A 26,501-nucleotide genomic window follows, 5' to 3' on the forward strand; every position below is an offset into this window, starting at 1 on the left:
GAGGTCGATCCGGGGGGCGTCGGTCGTGATCGTCACGATCCCATCCTACGCGGGGCCGCCCGACCGACTGCTGGGAGCACCATGGCCGAAGGCCCCACCACGCGCGAGACCCCGTGGAGCGTCTCGATGCTCTCGGGCAAGCTCAAGGAGTACCTCGACCGGCTCGGCACGGTGTGGATCGAGGGCGAGGTCACCCAGTGGGGCGTGTCTGCGGGCAACGTCTACGGCAAGCTGAAAGACCTCGACGCCGACGCGACGGTGTCCTTCACGATCTGGTCGTCCGTGCGAGCGCGGCTCACCGAGCAGTTCAAGCAGGGCGACCACGTCGTCGCCGCGGTCAAGCCGAACTGGTGGGTCAAGGGCGGCTCGCTCACGATGCAGGTCTTCGACGTGCGGCACGTCGGCCTCGGCGACCTGCTCGAGCGGCTCGAACGGCTCCGAGCGCAACTGCGTTCGGAGGGCCTGTTCGACGCCGATCGCAAGCGCCGACTGCCGTTCCTCCCCGCCGTGGTCGGGCTGGTCACCGGGCGCGACTCGGACGCCGAGCAGGACGTGCTGCGCAACGCGCGGCTGCGGTGGCCCGCCGTGGAGTTCCGCATGGCCTACGCCTCGGTTCAGGGCGATCGCGCGGTGCCCGAGGTGGTCCGGGCCATCGAGCGGCTCGACGCCGATCCCGAGGTCGAGGTCATCATCGTCGCGCGCGGCGGCGGCGACTTCCAGAACCTGCTCCCGTTCAGCGACGAGCGCGTGGTTCGCGCCGCCGCGGCCTCGACGACGCCGATCGTCTCGGCGATCGGCCACGAGGCCGACCGGCCGCTCCTCGACGACGTCGCCGACCTCCGCGCGTCCACCCCGACGGATGCCGCGAAGCGCGTCGTGCCCGACGTCGCCGAGGAGCTGTCCCGCGTCGAGCACGCCCGCACGAGGCTCGGCATGCGCCTGACCGAGGTCCTCGCCCGCGAGGCCGACCGCATCGGGCACCTCCGTTCGCGCCCCGCGCTCGCGACGCCGACCTGGATCGTCGACCGCCGTGCCGAGGAGATCACCCGCTGGGTCGCGCGGGGCGCCGACCTCACCGAGCGGATGCTCGAGCGCCAGCATTCCAACGTGGCGTCGCTGCGCGGCCACCTGCGCGCGCTGTCGCCGCAGGCGACCCTCGACCGCGGTTACGCGATCGTGCAGGATGCCTCGGGCCACGTCGTCACCGAGGCGGATGCCGCGCCCGACGGCGAGCTGCTGCACCTCACGCTCGCGAACGGCTCGCTCGCCGCGCAGTCGCGCGGCGAGGCATCCGACCCGCGACGTCCCTGACCGCGCGGGCGCCGCGGACGCGCAGTCCCGAAGGCTGGGAACGCGCGGCGAACCGGCTGATCGACGCCGAATAGAATGGATCCATGCCCACCCCCACGGATGTCTCCGAGCTGAGCTACGAGCAGGCGCGCGACGAACTCGTCAAGGTCGTCGCCGAGCTCGAGCAGGGGTCGGCCACCCTCGAGCAGTCGCTCGCGCTGTGGGAGCGCGGCGAGGCCCTCGCGGCCCGCTGCGAGGAATGGCTCATCGGAGCGAAGGCCCGACTCGAGGCCGCCCGTGCCGGCGGGCGCGGCGCCGGCGAGCACGCCGCCGCGGCATCCGACGACGAGACGGTCCGCGGCTGATGGCCGACCGACCCCCGCGCGTCGTCGCCGAACTCGGCCGCCCCGAGACGGCCGAGGAGACCGCGGCCCGCAAGGCCGAGAACAGCCGGCTCTACCGGCAGCGCAAGACGCTCATGAACCTCGTCTACGCGCTCGTCGCGACGCTCGGCGTGGTGCTCGTTATGGTGCTCGTGGTCCCGCGCAGCGACACCCCGATCGAGCGGGACGTCGATGTCGCGGGCACCGCCGAGCAGGCGCAGGCCGGCATGGCCGGCGACCTCGCGGCACCCGAACTGCCCGACGGCTGGCGTGCGAACGCCGCGGAGATCCGGCGGAGCGAGGCCGACGGCGTCACCGCCTGGTACGTCGGCTACCTGACGCCCGGCGACGAGTACATCGGGATGTACCAGGCCGAGGCGGCGAACCAGACCTGGGTCGCCGGACTCCTGGCCCGCACGCTCGCGACCGGCACCGTCGCGATCGACGGTGTCGAGTGGACCGTGTACGACAACCGCGACAGCGACGAGGACGTCGGCAACGCGCGGTACGCGCTGACCACCGAGTCGGGCGGCACGACGTTCGTGCTGCTCGGTTCGGCGACGCCGGAGGAGTTCGCGACGCTCGCGACCGCGATCACCCCGACGATCCAGGCGCAGTAGGCCCGCGCGGCACGACTCGCAGCGCCGGCACCGCAGCTCCACCAGCATCCGCACCCCGCACCGCCAGCCGAGAGGAACCGCCGTGAGCCAAGCCACGCCCCCCGCCGTCACCCCCGCCGAGGCCTGGCGGGAGCTCCGGCGCGGCAACGAACGGTTCGTCGCCGGCACCCCGTCGCACCCGCATCAGGACGTCGAGCGCCGCGCCAGCCTCGCCGCAGGGCAGGCGCCGAAGGTCGCGATCTTCGGCTGCGCCGACTCGCGCCTGTCCGCCGAGATCATCTTCGACCTCGGACTCGGCGACGCCTTCGTCGTCCGCAACGCTGGCCAGGTCGCCACCGAGTCGGTGCTGGGCTCGCTCGAGTACGCGGTGGCCGTCCTCGGCGTGCCGCTGGTGCTCGTGCTCGGCCACGACGCGTGCGGGGCCGTGCAGGCGTCGATCGACTCGCAGGCCGCAGACGCGGCCCCGCTGCCGCCGCACATCCGCTCGCTGACCGACCGGATCGTGCCGGCGGTCCGCCGGGTCGCGGGGATCGGAGCGGATGCCCCGGTCGCGCCGTCCGACGTCGACGCCGGCTACGTCGGGCGCGAGCACCTCCGCGACACCGTGAGCGAGCTCGTCGCGGGCTCCGAGATCATCTCGGCCGCGATCGCCGAGGGTAGGCTTGCCGTCGTCGGAGCGAACTACCGGCTCCGCGAGGGCCGCGCCGAGACCGACGTCGTCGTCGGCACGGTCTGACCGACCACCGGGCTTCCGCCGGGGCATCCGGCATCCGGCGCGGCTCGCGCCGTCAGCGAATCGAAGGGAAACACATCGTGGTGGACAACGCCGCCGAGTACCGCATCGAGCACGACACGATGGGCGAGGTGCGGGTCCCCGCCGCAGCGCTCTACCGTGCGCAGACCCAGCGTGCCGTCGAGAACTTCCCCATCTCGGGCAAGGGGCTCGAGCCCGCGCAGGTCGCCGCGCTCGCCCGCATCAAGAAGGCCGCGGCGCAGGCGAACGCGCGCCTCGGCGTGCTCGACCAGGCGATCGCCGACGCGATCGTCGAGGCCGCCGACGAGGTCATCGCGGGTCGCCACGGCTTCACCGAGCACTTCCCGGTCGACACCTACCAGACCGGTTCGGGCACGAGCTCGAACATGAACATGAACGAGGTCCTCGCGACCGTCGCGACGCAGAAGCTCGGCGCCGACGTGCACCCGAACGACCACGTCAACGCCTCGCAGTCGTCGAACGACGTGTTCCCGACCTCGGTGCACATCGCGGTGACCGCGGCGCTCATCGACGACCTGATCCCCTCGCTCGACCACCTCGCGGTCGCGCTCGAGGCCAAGGCGGAGGCGTGGGCCGACGTCGTCAAGTCGGGTCGCACGCACCTCATGGACGCGACGCCCGTCACGCTCGGCCAGGAGTTCGGCGGCTACGCCCGCCAGATCCGCCTCGGCATCGAGCGGGTGCGCACCGCGCTCCCCCGCGTCGCCGAGGTCCCGCTCGGCGGCACCGCCGTCGGCACCGGCATCAACACGCCGGCCGGGTTCCCGCAGCTGGTCATCGAGCTGCTCCAGCAGGACACCGAGCTGCCGATCACGGAGGCGGCCGACCACTTCGAGGCGCAGGCCAACCGCGACGGCCTCGTCGACGCCTCGGGGGCGCTGCGCACCATCGCCGTCAGCCTCACGAAGATCTGCAACGACCTGCGCTGGATGGGCTCCGGCCCGAACACCGGCCTCGGCGAGATCTTCATCCCCGACCTGCAGCCCGGCTCGTCGATCATGCCCGGCAAGGTCAACCCCGTCATCCCCGAAGCCGTGCTCATGGTCGCGGCCCGGGTCGTCGGCAACGATGCGACGGTCGCGTGGGCCGGGGCATCCGGCTCGTTCGAACTGAACGTGCAGATCCCGGTGATGGGCACCGCGCTGCTCGAGTCGATCCGCCTGCTCTCGAACGCGTCGCGCGTGCTCGCCGACAAGACCGTCGACGGCCTCGAGGCGAACCTCGACCGCCTCACGGCGCTCGCGGGCATGTCGCCGTCGATCGTGACGCCGCTGAACAAGCTCATCGGCTACGAGGCCGCGGCCAAGATCGCGAAGCACTCGGTCAAGCAGGGCGTCACCGTGCGCGAGGCCGTGATCGACCTGGGCTACGTCGAGCGCGGGGAACTCACCGAGGAGCAGCTCGACACCGCGCTCGACCTGCTGTCGATGACGCGTCCGCCGCAGGCGAGGTAGGCGCCGCGGGCGTAGCGCCGCAGGAGCGCCGCGCGACGGGAGGCGAACAGCACGACGGGAGGAGCGAATGCGCTTCGGGAGGCCTCCCCCGGCGCAATCCCCCTCCCGTCGCGCGAGACGCGGGGCCCGAGCCTACGCCAGTTCGTTCCCGTCGAGCATCTCGCTGACGAGCGCCGCGATCGCCGAGCGCTCGCTGCGGGTGAGCGTGACGTGGGCGAACAGCGGATGCCCCTTCAACGTCTCGATGACGGATGCCACGCCGTCGTGCCGTCCGACACGGAGGTTGTCGCGCTGCGCGACGTCGTGCGTGAGCACCACGCGCGAGTTCTGCCCGATCCGGCTGAGCACGGTGAGCAGCACGTTGCGCTCGAGCGACTGCGCCTCGTCGACGATCACGAACGCGTCGTGCAGCGAACGTCCGCGGATGTGGGTGAGCGGCAGCACCTCGAGGATGCCCCGTTCGACGACCTCGTCGAGCACGTTGTCGGAGACGACCGAGCCGAGCGTGTCGAAGACCGCCTGCCCCCACGGGTTCATCTTCTCGCCCTGGTCGCCGGGCAGGTAGCCGAGCTCCTGGCCGCCGACCGCGTACAGCGGGCGGAACACCATGATCTTCTTGTGCTGCTGGCGTTCGAGCACGGCCTCGAGGCCTGCGCACAGCGCGAGCGCCGACTTGCCGGTCCCCGCCCGCCCGCCGAGCGACAGGATGCCGATCTCCGAGTCGAGGAGCAGGTCGATCGCGAGGCGCTGCTCGGCCGAACGACCGTGCAGGCCGAAGACCTCGCGGTCGCCTCGGACGAGCTTCAGCGAGCCGTCGTCGGCGGTGACGCGGGCCAGCGCCGACCCGCGGTCGGAGTGCAGCACGAGGCCGGTGTTCACGGGCAGGCCGACGGCCGCCGGCGCGACGATCGCATCGCGCTCGTACAGCTTCGCCATCTCGTTCGAGCCGACGGTGAGCTCGGCCATGCCGTTCCAGCCCGAATCGACCGCGAGTTCGGCGCGGTACTCCTGCGCGTCGATGCCGATCGCCGCGGCCTTGACGCGCAGGGGCAGGTCCTTCGACACGACGGTCACGGCGACGCCGTCGTTGGCGAGGTTCGCCGCGCACGCGAGGATGCGCGAGTCGTTGTCGCCGAGTTGCAGTCCGCTCGGCAGCACCGACGGGTTCGAGTGGTTGAGCTCGACCCGCAGCGAGCCGCCTTCGCCGACCGGGATCGGGAAGTCGAGCCGTTCGTGCTCGATCCGCAGCTCGTCGAGGATGCGCAGCGACTGCCGCGCGAAGTACCCGATCTCGGGGTCGTTGCGCTTCGCCTCGAGTTCCGTGATGACGACCACGGGAAGCACGACCGCGTGCTCGGCGAACCGGAACAGCGCCCGGGGATCGCTCAGCAGCACCGAGGTGTCGAGTACGTACGTCCGCTCGGCCTGGGCCGCCGCAGACGCGGCTCCCGTCGCAGGCTGCCGCTGCGCGCCCGCCTGCTGCCGACCGGACTGGGAAGTTGCACCTGTTGCCACGACCACTCCCGCCCCGAGCGCATTCGCTCGGTTCCTCGGGCCGGCCGGCGATCCTCCAACGAGCGGTTCACGAGCCGACTCGAACGGGCACCTTGCCCGATGACCCGACCGTACGTCCGCCGCGACCGATCCGTGGCTTCGACACGCGAAATGTCACACGCCGTTCACACAGCTCGGCGCGAGCCGCGAGCCTCCGTGGACTCGTCGCGTCAGTAGGTGGCTGCCGTCGAGTACGACACGAACGCGGCCCGCAGCATGTCGAGCGTCTCGTCGCTCGTCGCCGCATGCACGCTGAGCCGCACCCGGCCCTGCCGGGTCGTCGCCGTGATGCCGTGGTTGTGCATCGAAGCGGTCAGCAGCGCCACCTGCTCCGACGGCGGCTCGATCACGACGATGCCGGCCCGTTCCTGCTCGTCACGCGAGCTGACGACGGGCATCGCGAACTCGTCGGCCACCTCGATGACGCGGCTCACGCGCTCGGCGACGGCCGAGCTGACCGCGGACGCCCCGACGGACGCGAGCTCCTCGAGGGCGGTCGCGAACCGGGCCTGCGCGATCGGGTCGGGGTTGGACACCCGGTAGGCCGACGCGCCAGGCGCGGGCGGCGGCACATGACCCCAGGGTTCCGCCTCCTCGGTGCCGCTGAAGCCCGAGAACACCGGGGTGAGCTGGTCGAGTGCGCGCTCCGAGAACGCGAGCAGGCCGGTTCCCCAGCCGGCGCGGCACCACTTCTGTCCGCCGGTCGCGACGACGTCGGCGACCTCCCACGGCACGTCGACGACGCCGAAGCCCTGGATGGCGTCGACGATGAGCAGGCGGTCGCCGATGACCTGGCGGATGCCCTCGATGTCGCACAGGTACCCGGTGCGCGCGTCGACGAGGCTCACGGCGACGGCGGCGACGTTCTGCTCGAGCTGGTCGCGGATGCCGGCGGGCGTGACCTTGCCCTGGTCGGTCTCGAGCCAGACGGGCTGCACCACGTGCAGCGCCTCCTGGGCCCGCACCGCGGCGATCGGCAGGCTCGGGAACTCGTCGGGCGACAGCAGCACCGGGCCGGTGATGCCGAACAGGGCGTGCATGAGGCCCATCGTCGTGTTCGGCTGGAACACGATGCGCTCGGCGGGGTATCCGATGACCGCGCTCGCGGCGGCGCGCACGCGCGCGTCCTGTTCGCCGAACACGTCGAGTCCGCCGTGACGTGCTCGCTCCAGCGACAGGCTGAGCGCCGCCGACTCCTCGACCACGGTCCGCGACAACGGACCGACGCGCCCGTAGTCGAGGTAGCCCGGCTCCTCCTGGAACCCGTCGAGATACGCTTCCATGCTCACGTATGCGCCCCCTTCTCCGAGGCATATCTTGGCAGACGAGACACCTCCGGTGTCAGCCGCCGAATCGCCGATGACGCTTCGCGTAGTCGCGGATGGCGCGCAGGAAGTCGACCCGGCGCAGGTCGGGCCCGAGCGCCTCGACGAAGTAGAACTCGCTGTGGGCCGCCTGCCAGAGCATGAAGTCGCTCAACCGCTGCTCGCCCGAGGTCCGGATGACCAGGTCGGGATCGGGCTGGCCGCCGGTGTACAGGTGCTCGCCGATGAGCTCGGGCGTGAGCCGTTCGGCGAGGTCGTCGAGGCTCCGCCCCTCGGCGTGGTGGGCCGCGACGATCGCGCGCATGGCGTCGGTGATCTCGGTGCGCCCGCCGTAGCCGACCGCGAGGTTCACGTGCAGGCCGCGCTTGTCGGCCGTGCGGTGCTCGGCCGCGTCGAGCGCGGCGACGAGCGGCGCCGGCAGGCCGGCGTCGCTGCCGACGTGCTGCACCCGCCAGTCGCGGTAGTGACTGAGCTCCTCGGCGAGTTCGGCGATGATCTCGATCAGGTCGGTGAGTTCGTCGGTGGCGCGGCTGACGAGGTTGTCGCTCGAGAGGAGGTAGAGCGTGACCACCTGGATGCCCAGGTCGTCGCACCACTCGAGGAACTCGCGCACCTTCGCAGCACCGGCACGGTGGCCGTGCGCGGCTGTCTCGTAGCCGAGCTGCTTCGCCCACCGTCGGTTGCCGTCGATGATCATCGCGACGTGGCGCGGGATGGGCGCGTCGTCGAGTCCGCTGCGAAGCCGACGCTCGTAGACGCGGTAGAGGAGGCCGCGACCGCGGGGTCGATCGCTGTTCTGCACGTGCCTACGCTACCCCTCCTCACAGCAACCCGTGATCGGGCGGGCCTACGCTTGCGCCATGACCCCCAGCGATCACCGCGAGCACGAAGACGTCGCGGAGCACCTGGCCCACCCGGTGGCCGAACTCGATCCCGCCGACGCCGCCGTCGCCGCCGACGAGCGACGGGGTCACGACATCCCGAACATCCCGCTGCTCGACGCATCCGTCGCCGATCCGACGGAGCTGAAGCCGACGTGGCGGGGCTGGATCCATGCGGCGACGTTCCCGATCACGATCGCCGCGGGCATCGTGCTGATCGTGCTCGCCGAGGGTGCGCCGGCGAAGTGGGCGTCGGCCGTGTTCATGCTGACGTCGATGCTGCTCTTCGGCAACTCCGCGCTCTACCACCGGTTCGACTGGAAGCCGAAGACGAAGGTGATCCTGAAGCGGATCGACCACGCGAACATCTTCCTGCTCATCGCCGGCACCTACACGCCGCTCGCGATCCTCGCCCTGCCTCCGGACAAGGGTTGGCTGCTCCTCGCGATCGTGTGGGGCGGCGCGCTGCTGGGCATCGGTTTCCGGGTCTTCTGGATCTCCGCGCCCAGATGGCTGTACGTGCCGATCTACCTGCTCCTCGGCTGGGCGGCGATCATGTACATCGGCGACCTGGTGAACGCCAACGTGGCGATGATGGTGCTCGTGATCGTCGGCGGCGTGCTCTACACGATCGGCGCGGTCGTCTACGGGCTCAAGCGGCCGAACCCGTGGCCGGGGCACTTCGGCTTCCACGAGATCTTCCACGTGTGCACGGTGCTCGCGTTCATGTGCCACTGGACGGCGACGCTGCTGATCGCCATGCAGCCCGCGTACCACGCGGGCTGATCGCTCAGCGCGTCGGCTCGCCGGGGCCGGAACCCTCGGTGCCGGATGCATCGGACCCTGAGGCCGGGCCGGATGCCCCGCCCCGGGCGGACCCGCCGTCCACGGCCTCGCCGTCGACGTCGCCGGCTTCGGCCGCCGCGGCCGCCTGCTGCTCGGCCTCGATCTGCGCGCGCACCTCGGCGCGGTAGTTCACGCGCCGCACGCGCCGGACCATGTCGATGCCGATGAAGACCACGGCCACCATCACGAGGATCGTGAGCACGAATCCGGCGACGCCCGGCGTGACGTCGTTCGGGTCGAACTCGTCCTGCCCCGCGGCGAGGACGATCAGGGGCGCGGCGAACTGGTGCACGGGTGGTGGTTCCTTCGTCTGGGAGTCGGCCTCCGCGGAGCGGGTTAGGCTGGGAGGAAGCCTAGTCGATGCGATTCGGAGGGAGCCGGGAGTGCAGTCAGTACCCGATGCCTCCCTCGACGCACGCTACGGGCGCACCTCGCGCAATCGTCGCCGCGATCGGCGCCTCCTGATCGCCGGTGCGATCGCGTTCGCGGTCGTCCTCGTGTCGTGGGTCGTCTGGGCCGGGCTCGACGGACAGCGTCCGTCGATCGAGGTCGCCGGCACCGGGCACACGCTGCTGAACGACGAGCGCGCGGTCGAGGTGACCTGGCGCCTCTCGGTGCCCGCGGGCAACGACACCGCGTGCGTCGTGCAGGCGTTCAACGACGACTTCACCGTCGTCGGATGGAAGGTCGTCGAGATCCCCGCATCCGACCGGTACACCCGGACGTTCACCGAGACGGTGCGCGTCGCCCAGGAGGCGAACACGGGTTTGGTCGAGCACTGCTGGCTGACCTAGACTGTGGGCTTCGCCCCGCCGTTGCGGGGCGACACGTCTATCCGGACACGTCTGAATCACTGGAGTGTGCACCATGGCACAGGAAGCCACCGTCACCTGGCTGACCCAGGAGGCCTTCGATCGGCTCGCCGGCGAGCTCGAGGAGCTGTCGACCACCGGCCGCGAGGAGATCGCCAAGCGCATCGAGGCCGCCCGCGAGGAGGGCGACCTCAAGGAGAACGGCGGGTACCACGCCGCGAAGGACGAGCAGGGCAAGCAGGAGGCCCGCATCCGCCAGCTCAAGGAGCTGCTGCGCACCGCCCAGGTCGGCGAGGCCCCGGCCTCGAAGGGCATCGTCGAGTCGGGCACCGTCATCACCGCGGTGATCGCCGGCGACGAGGAGACGTTCCTCATCGGCAGCCGCGAGATCGCCGGCGACTCGGAGCTCGACGTGTTCAGCGAGCAGTCGCCGCTGGGCGCCGCGATCCTCGGGCTCAAGGAGGGCGAATCCGCCTCCTACACCGCACCGAACGGGCGCGAGATCTCGGTCGAGGTCCGCAAGGTCGAGACCTGGGGCGGCCAGTAGCCCGCCACGTCACCGCACGTCGCAGAACGGCGGATGCCCCGGGCCGGGGCATCCGCCGTTCTCGTGTCCGCCTGTGCGACGCCCGCCCGCGCGACGCAGGACCGCCGCGCTCAGTCGTCGAGGACGACCGGCTCGTAGCCGGCGCGACGCAGCACCTCGACCACCTCGGCCCGGTGCTCGGGCCCGCGGGTCTCGACCGAGATGTCGATCTCGACCTCGGAGATCTGCAGGCCGCGCCCGTGGCGGGTGTGCATGACCTCGACGACGTTCGCGTGCGTGCCCGCGAGGAGTTCGGCGACCCGCACGAGCTGGCCGGGGCGGTCGGGCAGGCCGAGCCGCACCGTGAGGTACCGGCCCGACGCGGCGAGGCCGTGCGCGATGACGCGCTGCATGAGCAGCGGATCGATGTTGCCGCCCGACAGCACCGCGACCACGGGCCCGTCGGTCTGCACGGCACCCGACATGAGGGCGGCGACGGAGACGGCGCCGGCGGGCTCGACCACGAGCTTGGCGCGTTCGAGCAGCACGAGCAGGGCTCGTGCGATGTCGTCCTCGGTCACGGTGACGACCTCGTCGATCGCCTCGCGGATGACCTCGAAGGTCATGGCTCCGGGCCGGTACACGGCGATGCCGTCGGCGATCGTCGGCACGACCGGCACCTCCTGGAGCGCGCCGGCCGCGAGCGAGGGCACGAACGGTGCCGCGTTCGCGGCCTGCACGCCGACGACCCGGACGTCACGGCCGAGCTGCGCGGCGCGCTGCTTCACGGCGCTCGCGACACCTGCCGCGAGGCCGCCGCCGCCGATGGGAACGACGATCGTCGAGGCATCCGGCGCCTGCTCGAGGATCTCGAGGCCGAGGGTCCCCTGGCCGGCGATCACGTCGTGGTGGTCGAACGGCGGGATGAAGACCGCGCCGGTCTGCTCGGCGTGCGCGACGCTGGCCGCGGCCGTCTCGCCGAAGGTCGCGCCCGCGAGCACGACCTCGGCGCCGTAGGCGCGCGTGGCCTCGAGCTTCGGGAGCGCGACGCCGACGGGCATGAAGATCGTGGCGCGGATGCCGAGTTCGCGCGCCGCATACGCGACGCCCTGCGCGTGGTTGCCCGCCGAGGCCGCGACGACGCCGCGCTCGCGCTCGGCGGGCGTCAGGGCGCTCAGGCGGTTGAACGCACCGCGGAGCTTGTACGACCCGGTGCGCTGCAGGTTCTCGCACTTGAGGTAGACCGGGGCGCCGAGCTCGCGCTCGAGGAACCGGGAGGACTCCATCGGGGTGCGTCGCGCCACTCGGGCGACGACCTCTCGCGCCCCCTCGAATTCGGCCAGCGTCGGCCCCGGGTACACCTGTGTCACGACCATCATGCTCCTCGCCGGAATCCGGGTTTGCTCGGGACGGTGCGCCACACGGGCGACCGCGTCTCCACAGCCGAAGGCGGCGCGTTCGACTTCCAGGAGCCGCCGGCGATGTACGCGATCATGACGTTCGCGACGGCGGTGACGGGAACCGCGAAGAGCGCCCCGGGGATTCCCGCCAGGAGCGATCCGGTCGCGACGGCGACGACGACGCCGAGCGGATGCACCTTCACGGCGGTCCCCATGATGAGCGGTTGGAGGATGTGCCCCTCCACCTGCTGCACGAGCAGCACGACGCCGAGCATCACGAGGGCGATGACCCAGCCGTTGTAGACCAGCGCGACGAACACGGCGAGGGCGCCTGTCGCGACCGCGCCGACGATCGGGATGAACGAACCGAGGAACACGAGGATGGCGATCGGCGCGGCCAGCGGGACTCCGAGCAGGGCAGCACCGGCGCCGATGCCGATCGCGTCGATCGTGGCGACCAGGATCTGCACCTTCGCGAAGTTCTGGAGCGTGCTCCACCCGGAGAGCCCGGCCCCGTCGACGGCCGCGCGCGCCCGCTTGGGGAAGATGCCGACGATCCACTTCCAGATGCCGCGGCCGTCGATCAGGATGAAGATGGTCGCGAAGAGGGCGAGCAGCATGCCCACGAGGAAGTGTCCGACCGTGGATCCGACCGACAGCGCACCGCTCCAGATCACGCTCGACTCGCTCTGGATGGTCTGGAGCGCCTGTGCGAGCCAGTCGTCGATCTGCGTCTCGGTGAGGTGCAGGGGGCCGTCGACGAGCCAGGTCCGCAGGTCGTTCCACGCGACGACCGACTGGTCGGCCAATTCGTCGGACCCGCGCACGATCTGCGAGATGCCGAGCGTCAGCAGCCCCCCGACCACCACGAGCGCGGTCAGCATCGAGACGGTGACGGCGAGCCACTTCGGCCACCGGATGCGCTGCAGGAGCTGCGAGAGCGGCACGAGCAGGGCGCTCAGGAGCACGGCGACGAGCAGCGGGATGACGATGTAGCGCAGCTGGATGATCAGGAAGATGACGACGGCAGCGACACCGCCGACGAGCAGCAGCCGCCACGACCATGCGGCCGCGAGGCGCATGCCGTAGGGCACGGACTCCGCCGCGTCGGTGCGGGTGCGCTCGGGCTCGGCGAGGCCGGGGAACGAGGCGTCGTCGGCCGGCGCGTCGCCGGGTGCCTGCCCGTGAGGCGGCGCCTGCTCTCGACGCGCGGCCAGGCCGCGTCGTCGGCCGAGCCAGCGTCGACCTCGCCCCCTCGAGTCCGTCATCGCTCCAGTCTAGGCGGGGTGGATTCCGCGGCCGGTATGCGCTGTCGGTGGTCACCGATAGCGTCGTGTCGATGGATGCCTCTCCCCGGATCGACACCGTGAGCCCCGCGCTCGCGCGGCGGATCGCGCTGGCCGCGCAGGGCTTCGGCCGCGCATCGAACACGGTCGGCGGTGCCGTCACCCCGGGCACCCGGCAGGTCGCAGGCGTCGTCGATCGCCTCGGCCTCCTGCAGATCGACTCCGTCAACGTGTTCGAGCGCAGCCACTACTTGCCCCTGCTCAGCCGCCTCGGCCCGTACGACCGCACGCTGCTCGACCGGCTCGCGAACGGCCGCCGGGGCCGGCTCATGGAGTCGTGGGCGCACCAGGCCGCATACGTGCCGCGCGAGACGTGGCCGCTGCTCGCGTTCCGGCGGGCGGAGTACGCGCGGAAGGGCAGCGACTGGGGCGGCTGGGTCGGCGAGAACCAGACGCTGTCGGCATGGCTCGTCGACGAGCTCACGGCGAAGGGCCCGATGCGCGCGAGCGAGATCGAGCACGACGCGAACGAGCGCCGCGGACCGTGGTGGGGCTGGTCCGACGTGAAGCGCACGCTCGAGTGGATGTTCCGCACGGGCGAGGTGGTGTGCGTCGAGCGGCGACGCTTCGAGCGCGTGTACGCCCTGCCCGAGCAGGCGCTCCCTGCGGAGCTGCTGGGCCGTGAGGTGTCCGACACCGACGCCGTCCGCGAGCTCGTCGGCCGCGCGGGCGCGGCGCTCGGCATCGCGACCGAGGCCGACCTCGCCGACTACTGGCGCATGACCCGGTCGCAGGTGAAACCCGCCATCGCGGACCTCGTCGACGACGGGACCCTGCAGCCCGTCGTCGTGCCCGGCTGGCAGACCGGTGCACGCGCCACGCCGGCCTGGCTGCACCGCGACGCCCGGCGACCCCGGCGCATGGATGCGGCGGCCCTGCTGTCGCCGTTCGATCCGGTGGTGTGGTTCCGGCCGCGCACCGAGCGGCTCTTCGGCTTCCACTACCGGATCGAGATCTACACGCCCGAGCCGCAGCGCATCTTCGGGTACTACTCGCTGCCACTGCTCATCGGCGACGACGTCGTCGGCCGGGTCGACCTCAAGAGCGACCGCAAGGCCGGTGTGCTCCGAGTGCAGTCGGCGTGGATCGAACCGGGGGCGCCGGAAGAGACCGCGGCGAGACTCGTGCCGCTGCTCCGCGACGCCGCCGCGTGGCAGGGCCTCGACGACATCGTGCTCGCCGGCCGGGGCGACCTCTCCCCCGCGCTCGACGCCGAACTCCGGGCGGCGTAGCCGCGCCGGCCGCCCTCAGACCCCGAGACGAGCACGCACGCGGTCTCCGAATCCCGAGACGTCGAGCGTCCACGACGGTCGCACGAACTCACCGACCTCGAGTCGCACGAGCTGTTCGGTCTCGACGCGGTCGCGCGACATGACCCGTTTGATGCCGTTGTCGCGGTACCCGAGGCGCTTCGACACGGCGAGCGAGGCCGCATTCCAGTCGAGCGCGCCGGATTCGGCGACGACCGCACCGACGTGGTCGAACGCGAACGAGAGCACGGCGGCCCGCATCTCGGTTCCGAGTCCGTCGCCCTGACGCGATGCCGTCAGCCACGACCCCGACGACACCGTGCGCAGGGCCGCGAACCCCTCGGCGCGGAGGTCCTGCACCCCGATCGGCACCCCGTCCTCCAGGACCGCGAAGAGAAGCGTCCAGCCCTCGGGCCGTATGCCTGCGCGCTCCCGCCACACGTGACGTGCCAACTCCCGCGCGAGCACCTCCGGCTCCGCGTCGGTCCACGGGAACGCGAAGGGCATCCGCGCAGGGTCGTGGATGCCGCGCAGGGCGGCCTCGACCAGACCCGCGATGTCGTCGTCGCGCACGGGTCGCAGCTCGAGCCGGGGCGTGCGGAGGCTGAGGTCGGCGAACGGCCAGACATCCACGAGTTCCATGGGAATCGAGCGTATGGGATGCCGGACCGACGGCGACGCTAGAAGCTCCCGCCCATCTCGTGGAGCCGCTTCACCCGATCCGGGATGGGCGGGTGGGTCGCGAACAGCCGATCCATGACGCCGGGCTTGAGCGGGTCGGCGATCCACAGATGCGCCATCGACGAGTTCTGCCGCTTCATCGGGCGCCCGTACTGCTCGAGCTTCAGCAGCGCGCTCGCGAGCGCGTCGGGGTGGCGGGTCGTCATCGCGGCGGTGGCATCCGCGAGGTACTCGCGCTGCCGCGACACGGCCAGCTGCACCATGCTCGCCACGAGGGGCGCGACGAGCATCGCGACGAGGCCGAAGACCAGCACGATCGGGTTGCCGTTGTTGCGGTTGCCGCCGAAGAACGCCATACGGGCGAGCAGGTCGGCGATGAAGCCGATCGCGACGACGAGGCCGAACACGATCATCGAGAGGCGGATGTCGTAGTTGCGGACGTGGCCGAGCTCATGCGCCATCACGCCCTCGAGCTCGGCGTCGTCCATGATCTCGAGCAGGCCCGTGGTCGCCGCGACGATCGCGTGCTCGGGATCGCGACCCGTGGCGAACGCGTTCGGCGCGGCATCCGAGATCACGTAGACCTTCGGCATCGGCGTGCCGGTCGCGATCGAGAGGTTCTCGACCGTGCGCCACAGCCGGGGATGCTCGGCCTTCGAGGTGATCTCTACGGCGCCCGACATCGCGATGGCCTGCTTATCGGCGGTGAAGTACTGGATCAGGGCGTACCCGATCGCGATCGCGAGCGTGACGACGACGATCGTGAGGTCGCCGTAGATCGCAGCGGCGAGCCAGGCGAGGCCGCCGATGATCAGGATGAAGAGCAGGATCGTGAAGACGGTGTTGCGCTTGTTCCGGGCGATCGCGCGGTACATCGGGTGGAGTCAGTGCTCCCGTGCCGTCAGAACTGGACGCGCGGCGGCTCGGCGATCGCCGCCGCCTCGGTGACCTCGAAGAAGTCGCGCTCGGTGAAGCCGAGCCCGCGGACGAACAGGGTGTTCGGGAACACCTTGATCTTCGTGTTCAGTTCGCGGACGCCGCCGTTGTAGAACCGACGAGACGCCTGGATCTTGTCTTCGGTGTCGACGATCTCGGCCTGCAGCTGCAGGAAGTTCTGACTCGCCTGGAGCTGCGGGTACGCCTCCGCCACCGCGAAGATCGACTTCAGCGCCTGCTGCATGTGGTCCTCGGCGGCGGATGCCTGGGCCGGGCCCTGCGCCTGCAGCGTCTCCGCGCGCGCCCGGGTCACGTTCTCGAAGACCGCCTTCTCGTGCGCCGCATAGCCCTTCACCGTCTCGATGAGGTTCGGGATCAGGTCTGCGCGTCGCTTGAGCTGCACCGTGATGTCGCTCCACGCCTCGTCGACGCGGACGTTCAGCGTCACGAGCGAGTTGTACGTCGCCCAGAGGTAGATGCCGACGATCACGACGAGCGCGACGACGATCAGGACCGGAATGAGCCATTCCATGGCGAGGGCTCCTTGCTGGCGCGAGGGGTGAATCGGACGGTCTGCTCATCCTAACCAGCCGCCCTGACCGCGCCCGGTGTTTCCCATCGGACTGGCAGGAAGCCCACGGGAGCAGTGCGGCGACGACTCAGGTTCAGTCGCCCAGCACGCGCTGCAGGTACGGATTCGCGAACCGTCGATCGGGGTCGAGCTCGTCCCGCACGACGAGGAAGTCGTCGAAGCGCGGGTAGCGTGCGCGCAGCTCGTCGGCGCCGAGCGTGTGCATCTTGCCCCAGTGGGGCCGGCCGCCGTGGTCGAGCATGATCGACTCGACCGCTTCGAAGTACTCGGTCGGGTCCTCGCGGAAGTACCGGTGCACGGCGATGTACCCCGACTCGCGTCCGTACGCGGTCGACAGCCAGTTCGCGTCGCGCGCGGCGGCACGCACCTCGACCGGGAAGCTGATTCGCCAGCCGCGGCGTTCGATGAGCCGCTCGAGTTCGCGGAACGCGGCGGGCACCGCGTCGAGCGGAACCGCGTACTCCATCTCGCGGAACCGCACCGTTCGGCTGGTCGTGAACACCGCGGGCGAGAAGTCGGTGAAGTCGCGGTCGCCGGTGAACCGGTCGACCTGGCGGGCGAACGGCGGGATGATGCCGGGGGCGAGCCGGCCGACGGCGCAGATCATCCGGTACACGCCGTTCGCGAGCAGTTCGTCGTCGATCCACCGCGAGACGGGCCCGAGCGGGTCGCGTGGCGCGTCGCCGGGCAGTCGGGTGTTCGTCTTGGTGAGCGCCGTGTCGGTGTGCGGGAACCAGTAGAACTCGAAGTGGTCGGCGCCGCGCGCGCGGGCCTCCCAGTCGTCGAGGACCGCCTCCAACGGCTCGGGCTGCTCGACCGCGTGCAACACGAACCGCGGGACGAGCTGCAGCGTGACGTCGACGAGCACGCCGAGCGCGCCGAGGCCGACCCGGACCGCCGACAGCAGGTCGGGCCGGTGCTGTTCGCTCACCTCGATGAACTCGCCGCCGCCCGTGACCAGTCGCGCCGCGACGACCTGGGTGGCGAGGCCGCCGAACCCGAGCCCCGTCCCGTGCGTCCCGGTCGAGATCGCGCCTGATACGGTCTGCCGGTCGATGTCGCCCATGTTCGGCATCGCGAGCCCGTACGGCGCGAGCAACCGCGGAAGCTGGTGGAGCCTGGTGCCGGCCGCGAGACGCACCCGGCCCGAGTCGGCATCGGCCTCGAGCACGCCGGACAGGTCGGTGAGGTCCAGCTGCACGTCGGGTGCCGCGGCGATGCCCGTGAAGCTGTGCCCCGATCCGACCGGCTTGATGCGCAGGCCGGCCTCGGCGGCCGCGATCACCGCCCGGCGCACCGCCTCCGCGGAACCCGGACGCTCGATGCGGGCGGGACGGACCGACTCGGTGCGCGCCCAGTTGCGCCACGTCGCACCGGTCGCGGTCACAGGAACACCCGTCCCTCGCCACGGTACGTCGGAATCTCGTCGACGACCTGCCCCTCGTCCACGACGCGGAAGGCGTCGAGGTGCTCGGCGAGTTCGCCCGACTTCGTGTGCCGGAACCAGACCCGGTCGCCGACCCTGAGCCCCCGCGCGCCCGGCCCGCCGAACGGCGACTGCACCTCGCCGGCCGCCTCGCGACCCAGGTACTCGAGGCCGGTGGGCCACACGGGTGCCGGCAGGCGGTCGGCGCCGGGCGGACCGGAGGCGATCCATCCGCCGCCCAGCACGGTGGCGTGGTCGCCGCTCGGACGCCGCACGACGTCGAGGCCGAACGCCGCCGCGGGGGCCGGCGAGAAGTGCGCGTAGCCGTCGAACAGGTGCCCGGCGAGGATGCCCGACCCGGCGCCGATCTCGGTCACCGAGGCATCCGCGGCCGTCGACTCCAGCGATCCGGTGCCGCCGCCGTTGACGAACTCGAGGTCGACGCGCTCCCGGATGGCGGCGACGGCGCGCGCGCGTCGCTCGGACAGCTCCGGTGCCGAACGCGACTGCATCCAGCGGTTGACCGCCCCGGAGACGGGCCGGCCCGGCGGGCGGTTGCCGACCCCCGCGATCTGCGCCTCGTACGCCATGACCCCGACGACGCGGAACCCGGGCCGCGCCGCGACGTAGGCGGCGAATCCGGCGGCCTGCTCCGGCGCGTGCACCGGCGAGCGGCGCACCCCGATGTGGCCGAGCACCGGCGCCTTCCACGACGCGTCGAGCTCGATGCACACGCGGATCTCCTCGCGCCGTCCGGGCGGCAGGACCCGGTCGATGAGGTCGAGCTGCGCGGGCGAGTCGACCATGAGGGTGATCCGCGCGGCGAGCGCGGCATCCGTCGCGAGCCGGCGGATGGCACCGCGTTCGGCCGTCGGATACCCCACGACGATGTCGTCGATGCCGCTGGCGTCACCGGTGTCGCCGCCCGCGAGCCAGATCGCCTCCGGCAGCGAGTACGCGAGGACGCCGCGATACGCGGGCAGCGCGAGCAGCGCCTCGATCACGCCGCGCACCCGGATCGACTTCGATGCGACGCGGATCGGCGTGCCGTTCGCGCGACGCGCCATGTCGGCCGCGTTGTGCCGGAGCGCCCCGAGGTGGAGCACGCCGACGGGCGCGTCGAGGTCACGGGTCGCGGCGTCGATCGCGCCCCAGTAGCTCGCCGCGTCGCGCCACGGCTCGGGCGCGGGCATCCCGTCGAGCGGGGCCAGGGCGAGGTCGAGGGTCATCGCACGCTCCGCACCCGCGAGACGGCCACCGCTCCGGCGACCGCGCACACCGCGCTCAGCACGAACACGAGGGTGAACGAGCCGGTCGCGACGACCGCGAGCGCCCCGAGCAGCGGGCCGAGCGCCTGGGGCACGGCCGTGGCGATGTTCATGATGCCGAGGTCCTTTCCGCGGGCCGCCGGATCGGGCAGCACCTGCGTCGCGAGCGCCTGATCGACCGAGAGGAAGCAGCCGTAGCCGAGCCCGAGGATGCCGGCCGCGACCATCGCGACGGTGAGGTCGGGCACGAGCGCGAGCAGCAGTGCGGCGACCGCCTGGAGCACGGATGCGACGAACACGAAGGCCTTCCGCCGAGCGAGCCGGTCCGAGAGGCGCCCGCCCGCGAGCGACGCGACGATGACGAACACCATGTAGATGAGCGAGAGCACGAGGAGGTCGTCCTCGGCGTTCGGGTCGCGCAGGCCGAACATGAGGAAGTAGAGCAGCAGGCTCGTGCCGAGCGCGTTCCCGACCGAGACCAGGATGCGGCCGGTCAGCGTCCACCCGAAGTCGGGATGCGCCCTCGGGCTGATCCAGAGCGACGAGAGGATGCCCCGGGCGGTCACCCGCGCGCGCTCGCGCTCGCGCAGTGGCACGTCGCGCGTGCGCAGGAACGGCACCACGAGCACGACGAGCAGCCCCGCCAACAGGCCGTACGCCGGCGCCGTGGCGGTCACGACGGTGGTGACGAGCAGGAGCCCGACGATGATGCCGACCGACTGCGGTGCCGACATCCATCCGGACACGAACCCGCGCTGTTCGACCGGTACGCGATCGGAGATCGTCGCGGTGATCGCCGCTGTCACGATGCAGAAGCCGACGGATGCCGCGACCCAGGCCGCGCCGATCCCCACGATCGACGTCTGGAGGCCCAGCACGACGAGCGCGGCGGCGAAGACGAGCGTCCCGGCGGCGATCCACGGTCGACGGCGACCGAAGCGCGAGGCGGTGCGATCGGACGCGGCGCCCGTCAGGGGGTAGGCGACGATCGTGAAGAGGGCGGCGATCCCCGACACGATGCCGAAGGCGAGCACGCTGTCCGTCCAGTGCTCCGGCTGGAGCACCTCGTCGATCTGCGCGGGCAGGAGCAGCTGGACGGGCGTGAGCTGGGCCATCCAGATGCCGAGCCATGCGGTCGCGAACGCCGCGATCCATCCGGCTCCGATGCGGCGCTCGGGTTCGGCGAAGGCGCCCGTCGAGGGCTGCACGGAGTCGGTGTCGAGTTCGGTCATGCGTCCTCCGCCATTCCCGCGATGGTGTCGGCGGCCGCCGCGATGAAGCGACCCGCGGCCGCATCGTCGCGATCGACCAGCCAGGTCATGGTGAGCCCGTCGGTCATCGCGACGAGCGCCTGCGCGACCTGCTCGACGGGCACTCGCCAGCGCGAGCCCGACCCGGCGATGCCGCGCTCGAGGGCCCCGGCCGCGAGGGCTCGATACCGTGCGTACTGCGCCACCGCGAGCGGGCGTCGTTCGGGATCCCGCAGCGCGTACTGGGTGAGCTCCAGCATCACCCGCTCGTGGTCGGGGTCGGCGCGCAGGTGGTCGAAGTACAGGTGGAGCCCGTGTGCGATCCGGTCGCGGAGGGAGACCCCGGGGTCCATCGGCGGGTTCAGGGCCGACTGCTCGCGCTCGACGACGGTGCGGATGAGCTCGTCGAGCATCTCGTCGCGGGATTCGAACGCGTAGTGGAAGCTCGCGAGGCTCATGCCGGCCTCCGCGACGATCGCCCGGGTCGTCGCCTGCGCGATGCCGTCGCGCGCGACCACGCGGAGGGCTGCCTCGATCAGCGCGTGGCGGCGCTCGGGCGCGGGGATCCGGGTCACCTCGCTCCTTCCGACCTCGTCGCCGTGGAAGTGGGACATCTGTCCCAGTCGCACCAGTATGCACGACGCTCGGTACGCTCGCACTATGCGCCTCGGAGTCCTCGACGTCGGCTCGAACACCGTCCACCTGCTCGTCGTCGACGCGCACCCCGGTGCCAGGCCCATCCCGGCGGCCTCGCACAAGTCGGTGCTGCGGCTCATGCGCTACCTCGAACCCGACGGCTCCATCGGGGAGGTCGGCGTCGAGGGCATCGTCACCGCGATCCGGGACGCCGTCGACGCGGCCCGCGAGCACGGCATCGACGAACTGCTCCCCTTCGCGACCTCGGCCATCCGGGAGGCCGCGAACGGCGAGGAGGTCATGGCGCGCATCACGCGCGAAACCGGGGTCGACCTCCAGGTGCTCAGCGGCGCCGACGAGGCCCGGCTGACGTTCCTCGCGGTCCGCCGCTGGTACGGCTGGAGCGCGGAGCGCATCCTGCTCTTCGACATCGGCGGCGGCTCCCTCGAGATCGCGCAGGGACTCGACGAAGACCCAGACACCGCCCTCTCGGTACCGCTCGGCGCGGGCCGCTCGACGATCGAGTTCCTGCCCGACGACCCGCCGTCGGAGGCGCAGGTCGCCTCGCTCCGCGCCCACGCACGGAAGGTGCTGGCCGGGGTCGTCGCGGACTTCCCGCTGAAGCCCCGAGCCGACCACGTCGTCGGCTCGTCGAAGACGATCCGATCGCTCGCCAGGCTCGCCGGCACCACCGGAGACGGACCCGGGTCGGCCGAACGCGCGATCCTGACCCTCAAGGGCCTCGACGACTGGACGCCCAGGCTCGCACGGATCCCCGCCGACGCCCGCCCCGCCCTGCCCGGCATCACGCCCGACCGCACGTTCCAGATCGTCGCGGGGGCCGTCGTGCTCAGCGAGGCGATGCGCGCGTTCCGGGTGCAGGAGCTCGAGGTGTCGCCCTGGGCGCTGCGCGAGGGGCTCATCCTCCGGCGGCTCGACCGCCTCTGAGCGAGTCGGGACCACGCGCTCGCCGACAGCGGGCGCCGACGCGGGAGGTGCTCCCGCTGGGATTCGAACCCAGACTGAAGCGAGTTTAAGTCGCCTGCCTCTGCCGTTGGGCTACGGGAGCCCCGTCGTGGAACGGGAAACGCGGCGGCGTCCCAGGGGACACCGCCGCGTTCCAGACTACTGATCGCTCGAAGGCGGATCAGATCGCGATCGCGACCGATTCGCGTTACTTCGCGGCGACGGCCTCCGGTGCCTTCTCGGCCGCGCCGGCGGGCTCGCCGCCCTTCGGGGCGGCTGCGGCCTTGGCCGCCGGCTTCGATACGGCCGGTACCGGCGCCTCGGCGGCCGGCGGCTTGGGCCGGGCGGCGAACGCCTCGAACTGCGCACGGGGCTGCTGCAGGCCGGGAAGCGCGACGATGTCGCGACCGAGCCAGAAGTTGTTCCACCAGCCCCAGAAGACGCGGAACTTGCGCTCCCAGCTCGGCATCGCGAGGCCGTGGTACCCGCGGTGGGCGAACCAGGCGATGAGGCCCTTGAGGGCGATCTTGCCGGACTGGAACACGCCCGAGCCGATGCCGAGGCCGGCGACCGCGCCGAGGTTCTTGTGGAAGTACTCCTTGGGCTCCTCACCGCGGAGCACGGCGACGATGTTCTTCGCGAGCAGCTTGCCCTGGCGCACGGCGTGCTGGGCGTTCGGCACGCAGTAGCCGCCGACGCCGCCGCCCGAGAGGTCGGGCACGGCGGCGATGTCGCCGGCGGCCCAGGCGTCGGGAACGAAGTCGTCCTCGTCGCCGACGCGGAGGTCGGCGCGGGCCTGGATCCGGCCGCGCTCCTCGACGGGGAGGTCGCTGGTGCGCACGATGCCCGGGTTCGCCATGACGCCGGCGGTCCAGACGATCAGGTCGGTCTCGAAGCTCTCGCCGGTCGACAGTTCGATACGGCCGTCGACGGCGCTCGTGAGCTGCGTGTCGAGGTGGATCTCGGCGCCGCGCTGGGCGAGGTGCTTGATGACCCAGTGGCTGGTCGGGAGCGAGACCTCGGGCATGATGCGGCCCATCGCCTCGATGAGGTGGAAGTGCGTCTCCTCGAAGGTGATCTGCGGGTAGTACTCCAGCAGTGCGCTCGCGAACGAGCGGAGTTCGGCGAACACCTCGATGCCGGCGAACCCGCCGCCGACGACGACGAACGTGAGCAGGCGGTCGCGCTCGGGGCCGGGGGGCAGCGACGCGGCCTTGTCGAAGTTGGTGAGGACGCGGTCGCGGATCGCGACGGCCTCCTCGATGGTCTTGAGGCCGATCGCGTTGTCGGCGACGCCGGGGATCGGGAACGTGCGTGACACGGCGCCGCCGGTCACGACGACCACGTCGTAGTCGAACTCCCAGGGCTCGCCGACCTCGGGCGTGATGGTGGCCGTCTTCGACGCGTGGTCGATGCGGGTGACCTTCGCCGTGATGACGTTGGTCTTCTTCAGGTGACGGCGCTGCGAGGTCACGGCGTGACGCGGCTCGATCGAACCCGCGGCGACCTCGGGCAGGAACGGCTGGTACGTCATGTACGGCAGGGGGTCGACGACCGTCACCTCTGCCTCGCCCGCGCGAAGCCACTTCTCGAGCTTCCACGCCGTGTAGAACCCCGCGTAGCCGCCACCGACGATCAGAATCTTGGGCACGGTGAATGGACTCCTTGGATCTCAGGGATGCGATCACTGCCCGCGCGAGCGAGCAGTCCGCCTGGTATGCCGAGTGGCGCCGATGCCCAACAGCGCTCCTAGGATACCAAATCCGGCGACCAGCGAGAGCGGCACCGTGATGTACGCGAGCGTCCACGGCGTCGGCAGGAGCGTCTTGGCACTGTCGGACCTCGGCACGACCGGGTCGGCGATCGGCACGATCGCCTCCTGCTCGGCCGGCGCCTGAGTCTCGCCCGCCGCGCGGCGGTGCACGCGGATCCACTCGGCGAGCGCCTCGGCGGGCGTCGTGTCGACCTTCTCGACCTCGGCGGTGAGCGCCGCGACCGGGTCGATGACGCCGTACCCGTACAGCGGGCTCGGCACCTCGTCGCCCTTGGGCGTCGCGGTCGCCGTGATGCGGTTCATCACGTTGGCGGCGTCGAGGTCGGGGAACTCCGCCCGGACGAGCGCGACCAGGCCGGAGACGATGGGCGTCGCGCCGCTCGTGCCGTTCCACAGCGTGTAGCTGCCGTCCGGCAACACGCCGACGAGGTCCTCGCTCGGAGCGGACACCGAGATGGTGATGCCCTGCGAGCTCGCGTCGAAGCTCGCGTTCTCGTCGCGGTCGAGGCCCGCCACCGTGAGGACGCCCGGGATGGTCGCGGGTGCGCCGACCTCCGTGGTCCCGCTCCCCCGGTTGCCCGCCGCGGCGACGACGACCACGTCGTTCTCGAACGCGTACATGAACGCGTCGTCCCAGCTCTCCGGCCAGTCGCGCGTGTTCCGGGTGAGCGACATGTTGATCACGTCGGCACCGTTGTCGACCGACCATCGGATCGCCTGCGCGATCTGGTCGTCGTTCGAGATCGTGGCACCGGTGTCCGTGCCGAACGCCACCGATGCGGTCAGCACGGATGCCTCGGGCGCGACGCCCAGCACCCCGTCGCCCGGGTTCGTGCCGCGGCCGGCCAGCAGCGATGCGACCATCGTGCCGTGGTTGGAGTCCTCGCCGACGGGCGTCTGCCCGTCGGGCGTGCCGATGCCCGAGGCATCCGTGCCGCCGACGACGGCGTTGCGCAGCTCGGCGACGTTCCCGTTCACGCCGGTGTCGATCACGGCGACCTTGACGCCCGAGCCGCGCGACGTGTTCCACGCCGTCGTGAAACCGTACTCGGTCAGCCAGTACTCGTGGTCGCGGACGAGGTCGGCGCGCGCGGGCGCCGCGCCCACGCCGAGCAGCGCGACCGCCGCGGCGACGGTCGCGATGACCTTGACGGCGCGGCGCGTCACGCGGACGGCCGTCCGCCCTCGTCGGCGCCGGACACCGCGTCGGATGCCTCGGCACGGGCCGTCGCGACGCCGTCGACCCCGTAGTCGGGGCACTGGCACACGTCGGGGCTCCAGGTCGAGCGCTCGAGCGCGAGGTCGCCGATCGGGTTGACGCCGGGCCCCGCGGCGAGCGCGTGCCCTGCGAGGGCGTGGAGGCACTTCACCCGGGTCGGCATGCCGCCCGCGGAGACCCCGGCGATCTCCGCGACGTCGCCGAACCGGCCGCGATCGGCGAGGTAGCCCTCGTGCGCGGTCCGGTACGCCGCGGCGACGTCGTCGTCCGCGGCGAGGAGCTCGTTGCACTCGACCATGACCTGTGCGGCCTCGAGGAAGCTCATCGCCGCGGTCGCGGCGGGGTGGCTCAGGTAGTAGAACGTCGGGAAGGGCGTGCCGTCGCTCAGGCGGGGCTTCGTCGACACGACGGTCGGCGCACCGCAGACGCAGCGCGCGGCGATGCCGACGACGTCGCGTGCGGGGCGGCCGAGCTGGGCGGAGACGATGCGGATGTCGCGCTCGGTGACGGGTTCGAACGGCGGCCGGGTCATCGTCCGGCCCCCTCGGCGGCGGGCGTGAGGCCCGCGGTCATCACGGACGCCAGCAGGGTGCGCATCCAGTCGCCCTTCGTCTCGGTGACCTCCGCCGACACGTCGGTCGCGGACGCCGCCTTCGCCGCCTCGGAGCGGTCGTCGATCACCAGGTAGCTGATCTCTCCGGGCAGCACGTAGTACAGCCGCTCGCGCGCCTGCGTGATCACGTAGGTCTCGTCGTCCCACCGCTCCCGCTGCTCGCGCAGTTCGAGCACGCCGGCCTCCTGGGCGGAGACCTCGGCGCGCAGGTCGGCGATGCGCTGTCGCTGTTCGGCGAACGCCGCGATCGTCGGCGCCAGCACGACGACCGCGAGGACGATGACGCCCATCATCACGACGGAGAATCCCGAGAAGCGGATGCCGCTCAGCCATCCCGCGCGGGCGGCGCCGGAGGCCTGCCGGGGCTTCGACGGCTGACGCGGCGGGCGACCGGACGACTGCGTCGCGTCCTTCGACGGTTTGGTGCCCGTCGCGGCCTTCGTGCCCTTCGCCGGCTCGGCTCCATTCGACGGCTTCGACCCCTTGGCGGGCTTCGCGCCCTTCGCCGGGCTCGTTCCCCTGGCGGACTTCGTCGAATCCTTCGCGGTTCCGGCGCCCTTCGGGCCCGTCGTGCCCCTGCCCCGAGCCGGATCGGCGGGGCGACGTGGTGCGGCGCTCATCGCCCTCCTCCGCTCGGTCCCGATCGGGTGCGACCAGGGACATCCTGTGGGCCCGGTA

The 26,501-nt window shown here is 71.7% G+C and carries 27 protein-coding genes and 1 tRNA gene; 10 read left to right on the forward strand and 18 right to left on the reverse strand.

Translation table 11 applies throughout. From position 1 onward, the window contains the following. Nucleotides 1-81 precede the first annotated feature (81 nt). The 5 genes from xseA to ELQ40_RS12390 all read left to right on the forward strand — a co-directional run bounded on the left by xseA (nt 82) and on the right by ELQ40_RS12390 (nt 4,522). On the forward strand, nt 82-1,311 hold the full coding sequence (gene xseA, locus ELQ40_RS12370) for an exodeoxyribonuclease VII large subunit (protein WP_127793956.1): 1,230 nt from the start codon (nt 82-84) through the stop codon (nt 1,309-1,311). A gap of 83 nt (nt 1,312-1,394) precedes the next feature. Then, entirely contained in the window at nt 1,395-1,655 is a 261-nt protein-coding gene (locus ELQ40_RS12375; RefSeq protein ID WP_127793957.1) for an exodeoxyribonuclease VII small subunit, read from the forward strand. Beyond that, nucleotides 1,655-2,293: a DUF4245 domain-containing protein gene (locus ELQ40_RS12380; protein WP_127793958.1), complete on the forward strand. Its 639-nt coding sequence runs from the start codon at nt 1,655-1,657 to the stop codon at nt 2,291-2,293. The genes ELQ40_RS12375 and ELQ40_RS12380 overlap by 1 nt, the downstream gene beginning before the upstream one ends. Nucleotides 2,294-2,375: 82 nt before the next feature. Then, on the forward strand, nt 2,376-3,029 hold the full coding sequence (locus ELQ40_RS12385) for a carbonic anhydrase (protein WP_127793959.1): 654 nt from the start codon (nt 2,376-2,378) through the stop codon (nt 3,027-3,029). Between the two features lie 77 nt (nt 3,030-3,106). Continuing rightward, nucleotides 3,107-4,522, forward strand: a complete 1,416-nt coding sequence (locus ELQ40_RS12390; protein WP_127793960.1) for an aspartate ammonia-lyase — start codon at nt 3,107-3,109, stop codon at nt 4,520-4,522. Nucleotides 4,523-4,654: 132 nt separating this feature from the next. Here the strand turns inward: ELQ40_RS12390 and ELQ40_RS12395 are convergent, their stop codons facing one another. The 3 genes from ELQ40_RS12395 to ELQ40_RS12405 form a co-directional block, all read right to left on the reverse strand. Then, a complete protein-coding gene (locus ELQ40_RS12395) occupies nt 4,655-6,037 on the reverse strand; it encodes a PhoH family protein (RefSeq protein WP_127793961.1) in 1,383 nt (460 codons plus the stop codon). A gap of 209 nt (nt 6,038-6,246) precedes the next feature. Beyond that, entirely contained in the window at nt 6,247-7,359 is a 1,113-nt protein-coding gene (locus ELQ40_RS12400; protein ID WP_127795291.1) for an aminotransferase class V-fold PLP-dependent enzyme, read from the reverse strand. A 58-nt stretch (nt 7,360-7,417) separates the two neighbouring features. Next, on the reverse strand, nt 7,418-8,203 hold the full coding sequence (locus ELQ40_RS12405) for an isoprenyl transferase (RefSeq protein WP_127793962.1): 786 nt from the start codon (nt 8,201-8,203) through the stop codon (nt 7,418-7,420). A gap of 58 nt (nt 8,204-8,261) precedes the next feature. Here ELQ40_RS12405 and ELQ40_RS12410 point away from each other — a divergent pair, with 58 nt between their 5' ends. Continuing rightward, nucleotides 8,262-9,068, forward strand: coding sequence for a hemolysin III family protein (locus ELQ40_RS12410; RefSeq protein ID WP_127793963.1), 807 nt, complete (start codon nt 8,262-8,264; stop codon nt 9,066-9,068). A gap of 4 nt (nt 9,069-9,072) precedes the next feature. Here ELQ40_RS12410 and ELQ40_RS18790 read toward each other — a convergent pair whose 3' ends face one another. After that, the gene (locus ELQ40_RS18790; RefSeq protein WP_164863578.1) at nt 9,073-9,420 is read right to left on the reverse strand and encodes a hypothetical protein; all 348 of its coding nucleotides are present in this window, start codon (nt 9,418-9,420) and stop codon (nt 9,073-9,075) included. A gap of 91 nt (nt 9,421-9,511) precedes the next feature. Between ELQ40_RS18790 and ELQ40_RS12415 the strand changes: the two genes are divergently transcribed. Next, complete coding sequence (locus ELQ40_RS12415) at nt 9,512-9,922, forward strand: DUF4307 domain-containing protein (protein WP_164863579.1); 411 nt, start codon at nt 9,512-9,514, stop codon at nt 9,920-9,922. Between the two features lie 73 nt (nt 9,923-9,995). Further along, entirely contained in the window at nt 9,996-10,487 is a 492-nt protein-coding gene (gene greA, locus ELQ40_RS12420; RefSeq protein ID WP_127793965.1) for a transcription elongation factor GreA, read from the forward strand. A 110-nt stretch (nt 10,488-10,597) separates the two neighbouring features. On the opposite strand, the gene ilvA is transcribed toward greA, so the two are convergent. Continuing rightward, on the reverse strand, nt 10,598-11,842 hold the full coding sequence (ilvA, locus tag ELQ40_RS12425) for a threonine ammonia-lyase (RefSeq protein ID WP_127793966.1): 1,245 nt from the start codon (nt 11,840-11,842) through the stop codon (nt 10,598-10,600). Next, a complete protein-coding gene (locus ELQ40_RS12430; protein ID WP_127793967.1) occupies nt 11,842-13,134 on the reverse strand; it encodes an AI-2E family transporter in 1,293 nt (430 codons plus the stop codon). The genes ilvA and ELQ40_RS12430 overlap by 1 nt, the downstream gene beginning before the upstream one ends. 71 nt (nt 13,135-13,205) lie before the next feature. Here ELQ40_RS12430 and ELQ40_RS12435 point away from each other — a divergent pair, with 71 nt between their 5' ends. Beyond that, a complete protein-coding gene (locus tag ELQ40_RS12435) occupies nt 13,206-14,444 on the forward strand; it encodes a winged helix-turn-helix domain-containing protein (protein WP_127793968.1) in 1,239 nt (412 codons plus the stop codon). 15 nt (nt 14,445-14,459) lie between these two features. Here the strand turns inward: ELQ40_RS12435 and ELQ40_RS12440 are convergent, their stop codons facing one another. The 7 genes from ELQ40_RS12440 to ELQ40_RS12470 all read right to left on the reverse strand — a co-directional run bounded on the left by ELQ40_RS12440 (nt 14,460) and on the right by ELQ40_RS12470 (nt 21,190). Then, on the reverse strand, nt 14,460-15,104 hold the full coding sequence (locus ELQ40_RS12440) for a GNAT family N-acetyltransferase (RefSeq protein ID WP_127793969.1): 645 nt from the start codon (nt 15,102-15,104) through the stop codon (nt 14,460-14,462). Between the two features lie 38 nt (nt 15,105-15,142). After that, a complete protein-coding gene (locus ELQ40_RS12445; RefSeq protein WP_127793970.1) occupies nt 15,143-16,018 on the reverse strand; it encodes a M48 family metalloprotease in 876 nt (291 codons plus the stop codon). A gap of 26 nt (nt 16,019-16,044) precedes the next feature. Beyond that, nucleotides 16,045-16,611: a LemA family protein gene (locus ELQ40_RS12450; protein WP_127793971.1), complete on the reverse strand. Its 567-nt coding sequence runs from the start codon at nt 16,609-16,611 to the stop codon at nt 16,045-16,047. A 133-nt stretch (nt 16,612-16,744) separates the two neighbouring features. Next, nucleotides 16,745-18,058, reverse strand: a complete 1,314-nt coding sequence (locus tag ELQ40_RS12455) for a D-arabinono-1,4-lactone oxidase (RefSeq protein WP_127793972.1) — start codon at nt 18,056-18,058, stop codon at nt 16,745-16,747. Then, nucleotides 18,055-19,326 carry an alanine racemase gene (locus tag ELQ40_RS12460; protein ID WP_127793973.1) on the reverse strand — a complete coding sequence of 424 codons (1,272 nt, stop codon included), beginning with the start codon at nt 19,324-19,326 and terminating at the stop codon, nt 18,055-18,057. The genes ELQ40_RS12455 and ELQ40_RS12460 overlap by 4 nt, the downstream gene beginning before the upstream one ends. Then, complete coding sequence (locus ELQ40_RS12465; protein ID WP_127793974.1) at nt 19,323-20,597, reverse strand: MFS transporter; 1,275 nt, start codon at nt 20,595-20,597, stop codon at nt 19,323-19,325. The genes ELQ40_RS12460 and ELQ40_RS12465 overlap by 4 nt, the downstream gene beginning before the upstream one ends. Further along, complete coding sequence (locus ELQ40_RS12470) at nt 20,594-21,190, reverse strand: TetR/AcrR family transcriptional regulator (RefSeq protein ID WP_164863581.1); 597 nt, start codon at nt 21,188-21,190, stop codon at nt 20,594-20,596. Before ELQ40_RS12470 ends, ELQ40_RS12465 begins: the two co-directional genes overlap by 4 nt. Nucleotides 21,191-21,275: 85 nt before the next feature. On the opposite strand from ELQ40_RS12470, the gene ELQ40_RS12475 reads away from it, so the two are divergent. Further along, nucleotides 21,276-22,199, forward strand: a complete 924-nt coding sequence (locus ELQ40_RS12475) for a Ppx/GppA phosphatase family protein (protein ID WP_127793976.1) — start codon at nt 21,276-21,278, stop codon at nt 22,197-22,199. Nucleotides 22,200-22,247: 48 nt separating this feature from the next. On the opposite strand, the gene ELQ40_RS12480 is transcribed toward ELQ40_RS12475, so the two are convergent. The 5 genes from ELQ40_RS12480 to ELQ40_RS12500 all read right to left on the reverse strand — a co-directional run bounded on the left by ELQ40_RS12480 (nt 22,248) and on the right by ELQ40_RS12500 (nt 26,443). Further along, a tRNA-Leu gene (locus ELQ40_RS12480) sits at nt 22,248-22,320 on the reverse strand. Between the two features lie 105 nt (nt 22,321-22,425). Continuing rightward, nucleotides 22,426-23,868, reverse strand: a complete 1,443-nt coding sequence (locus tag ELQ40_RS12485; protein WP_127793977.1) for an NAD(P)/FAD-dependent oxidoreductase — start codon at nt 23,866-23,868, stop codon at nt 22,426-22,428. 33 nt (nt 23,869-23,901) lie between these two features. Continuing rightward, nucleotides 23,902-25,158 carry a S8 family serine peptidase gene (locus ELQ40_RS12490; protein ID WP_127793978.1) on the reverse strand — a complete coding sequence of 419 codons (1,257 nt, stop codon included), beginning with the start codon at nt 25,156-25,158 and terminating at the stop codon, nt 23,902-23,904. Then, nucleotides 25,155-25,742 (reverse strand): DUF501 domain-containing protein, encoded by a 588-nt coding sequence (locus ELQ40_RS12495; RefSeq protein ID WP_127793979.1) that lies wholly within the window; start codon nt 25,740-25,742, stop codon nt 25,155-25,157. Before ELQ40_RS12495 ends, ELQ40_RS12490 begins: the two co-directional genes overlap by 4 nt. Next, nucleotides 25,739-26,443 carry a septum formation initiator family protein gene (locus tag ELQ40_RS12500; RefSeq protein WP_127793980.1) on the reverse strand — a complete coding sequence of 235 codons (705 nt, stop codon included), beginning with the start codon at nt 26,441-26,443 and terminating at the stop codon, nt 25,739-25,741. Before ELQ40_RS12500 ends, ELQ40_RS12495 begins: the two co-directional genes overlap by 4 nt. Between the last annotated feature and the right edge of the window lie 58 nt (nt 26,444-26,501).

The organism is Agromyces sp. LHK192 (genome assembly GCF_004006235.1).
Classification (GTDB): Bacteria; Actinomycetota; Actinomycetes; order Actinomycetales; family Microbacteriaceae; genus Agromyces.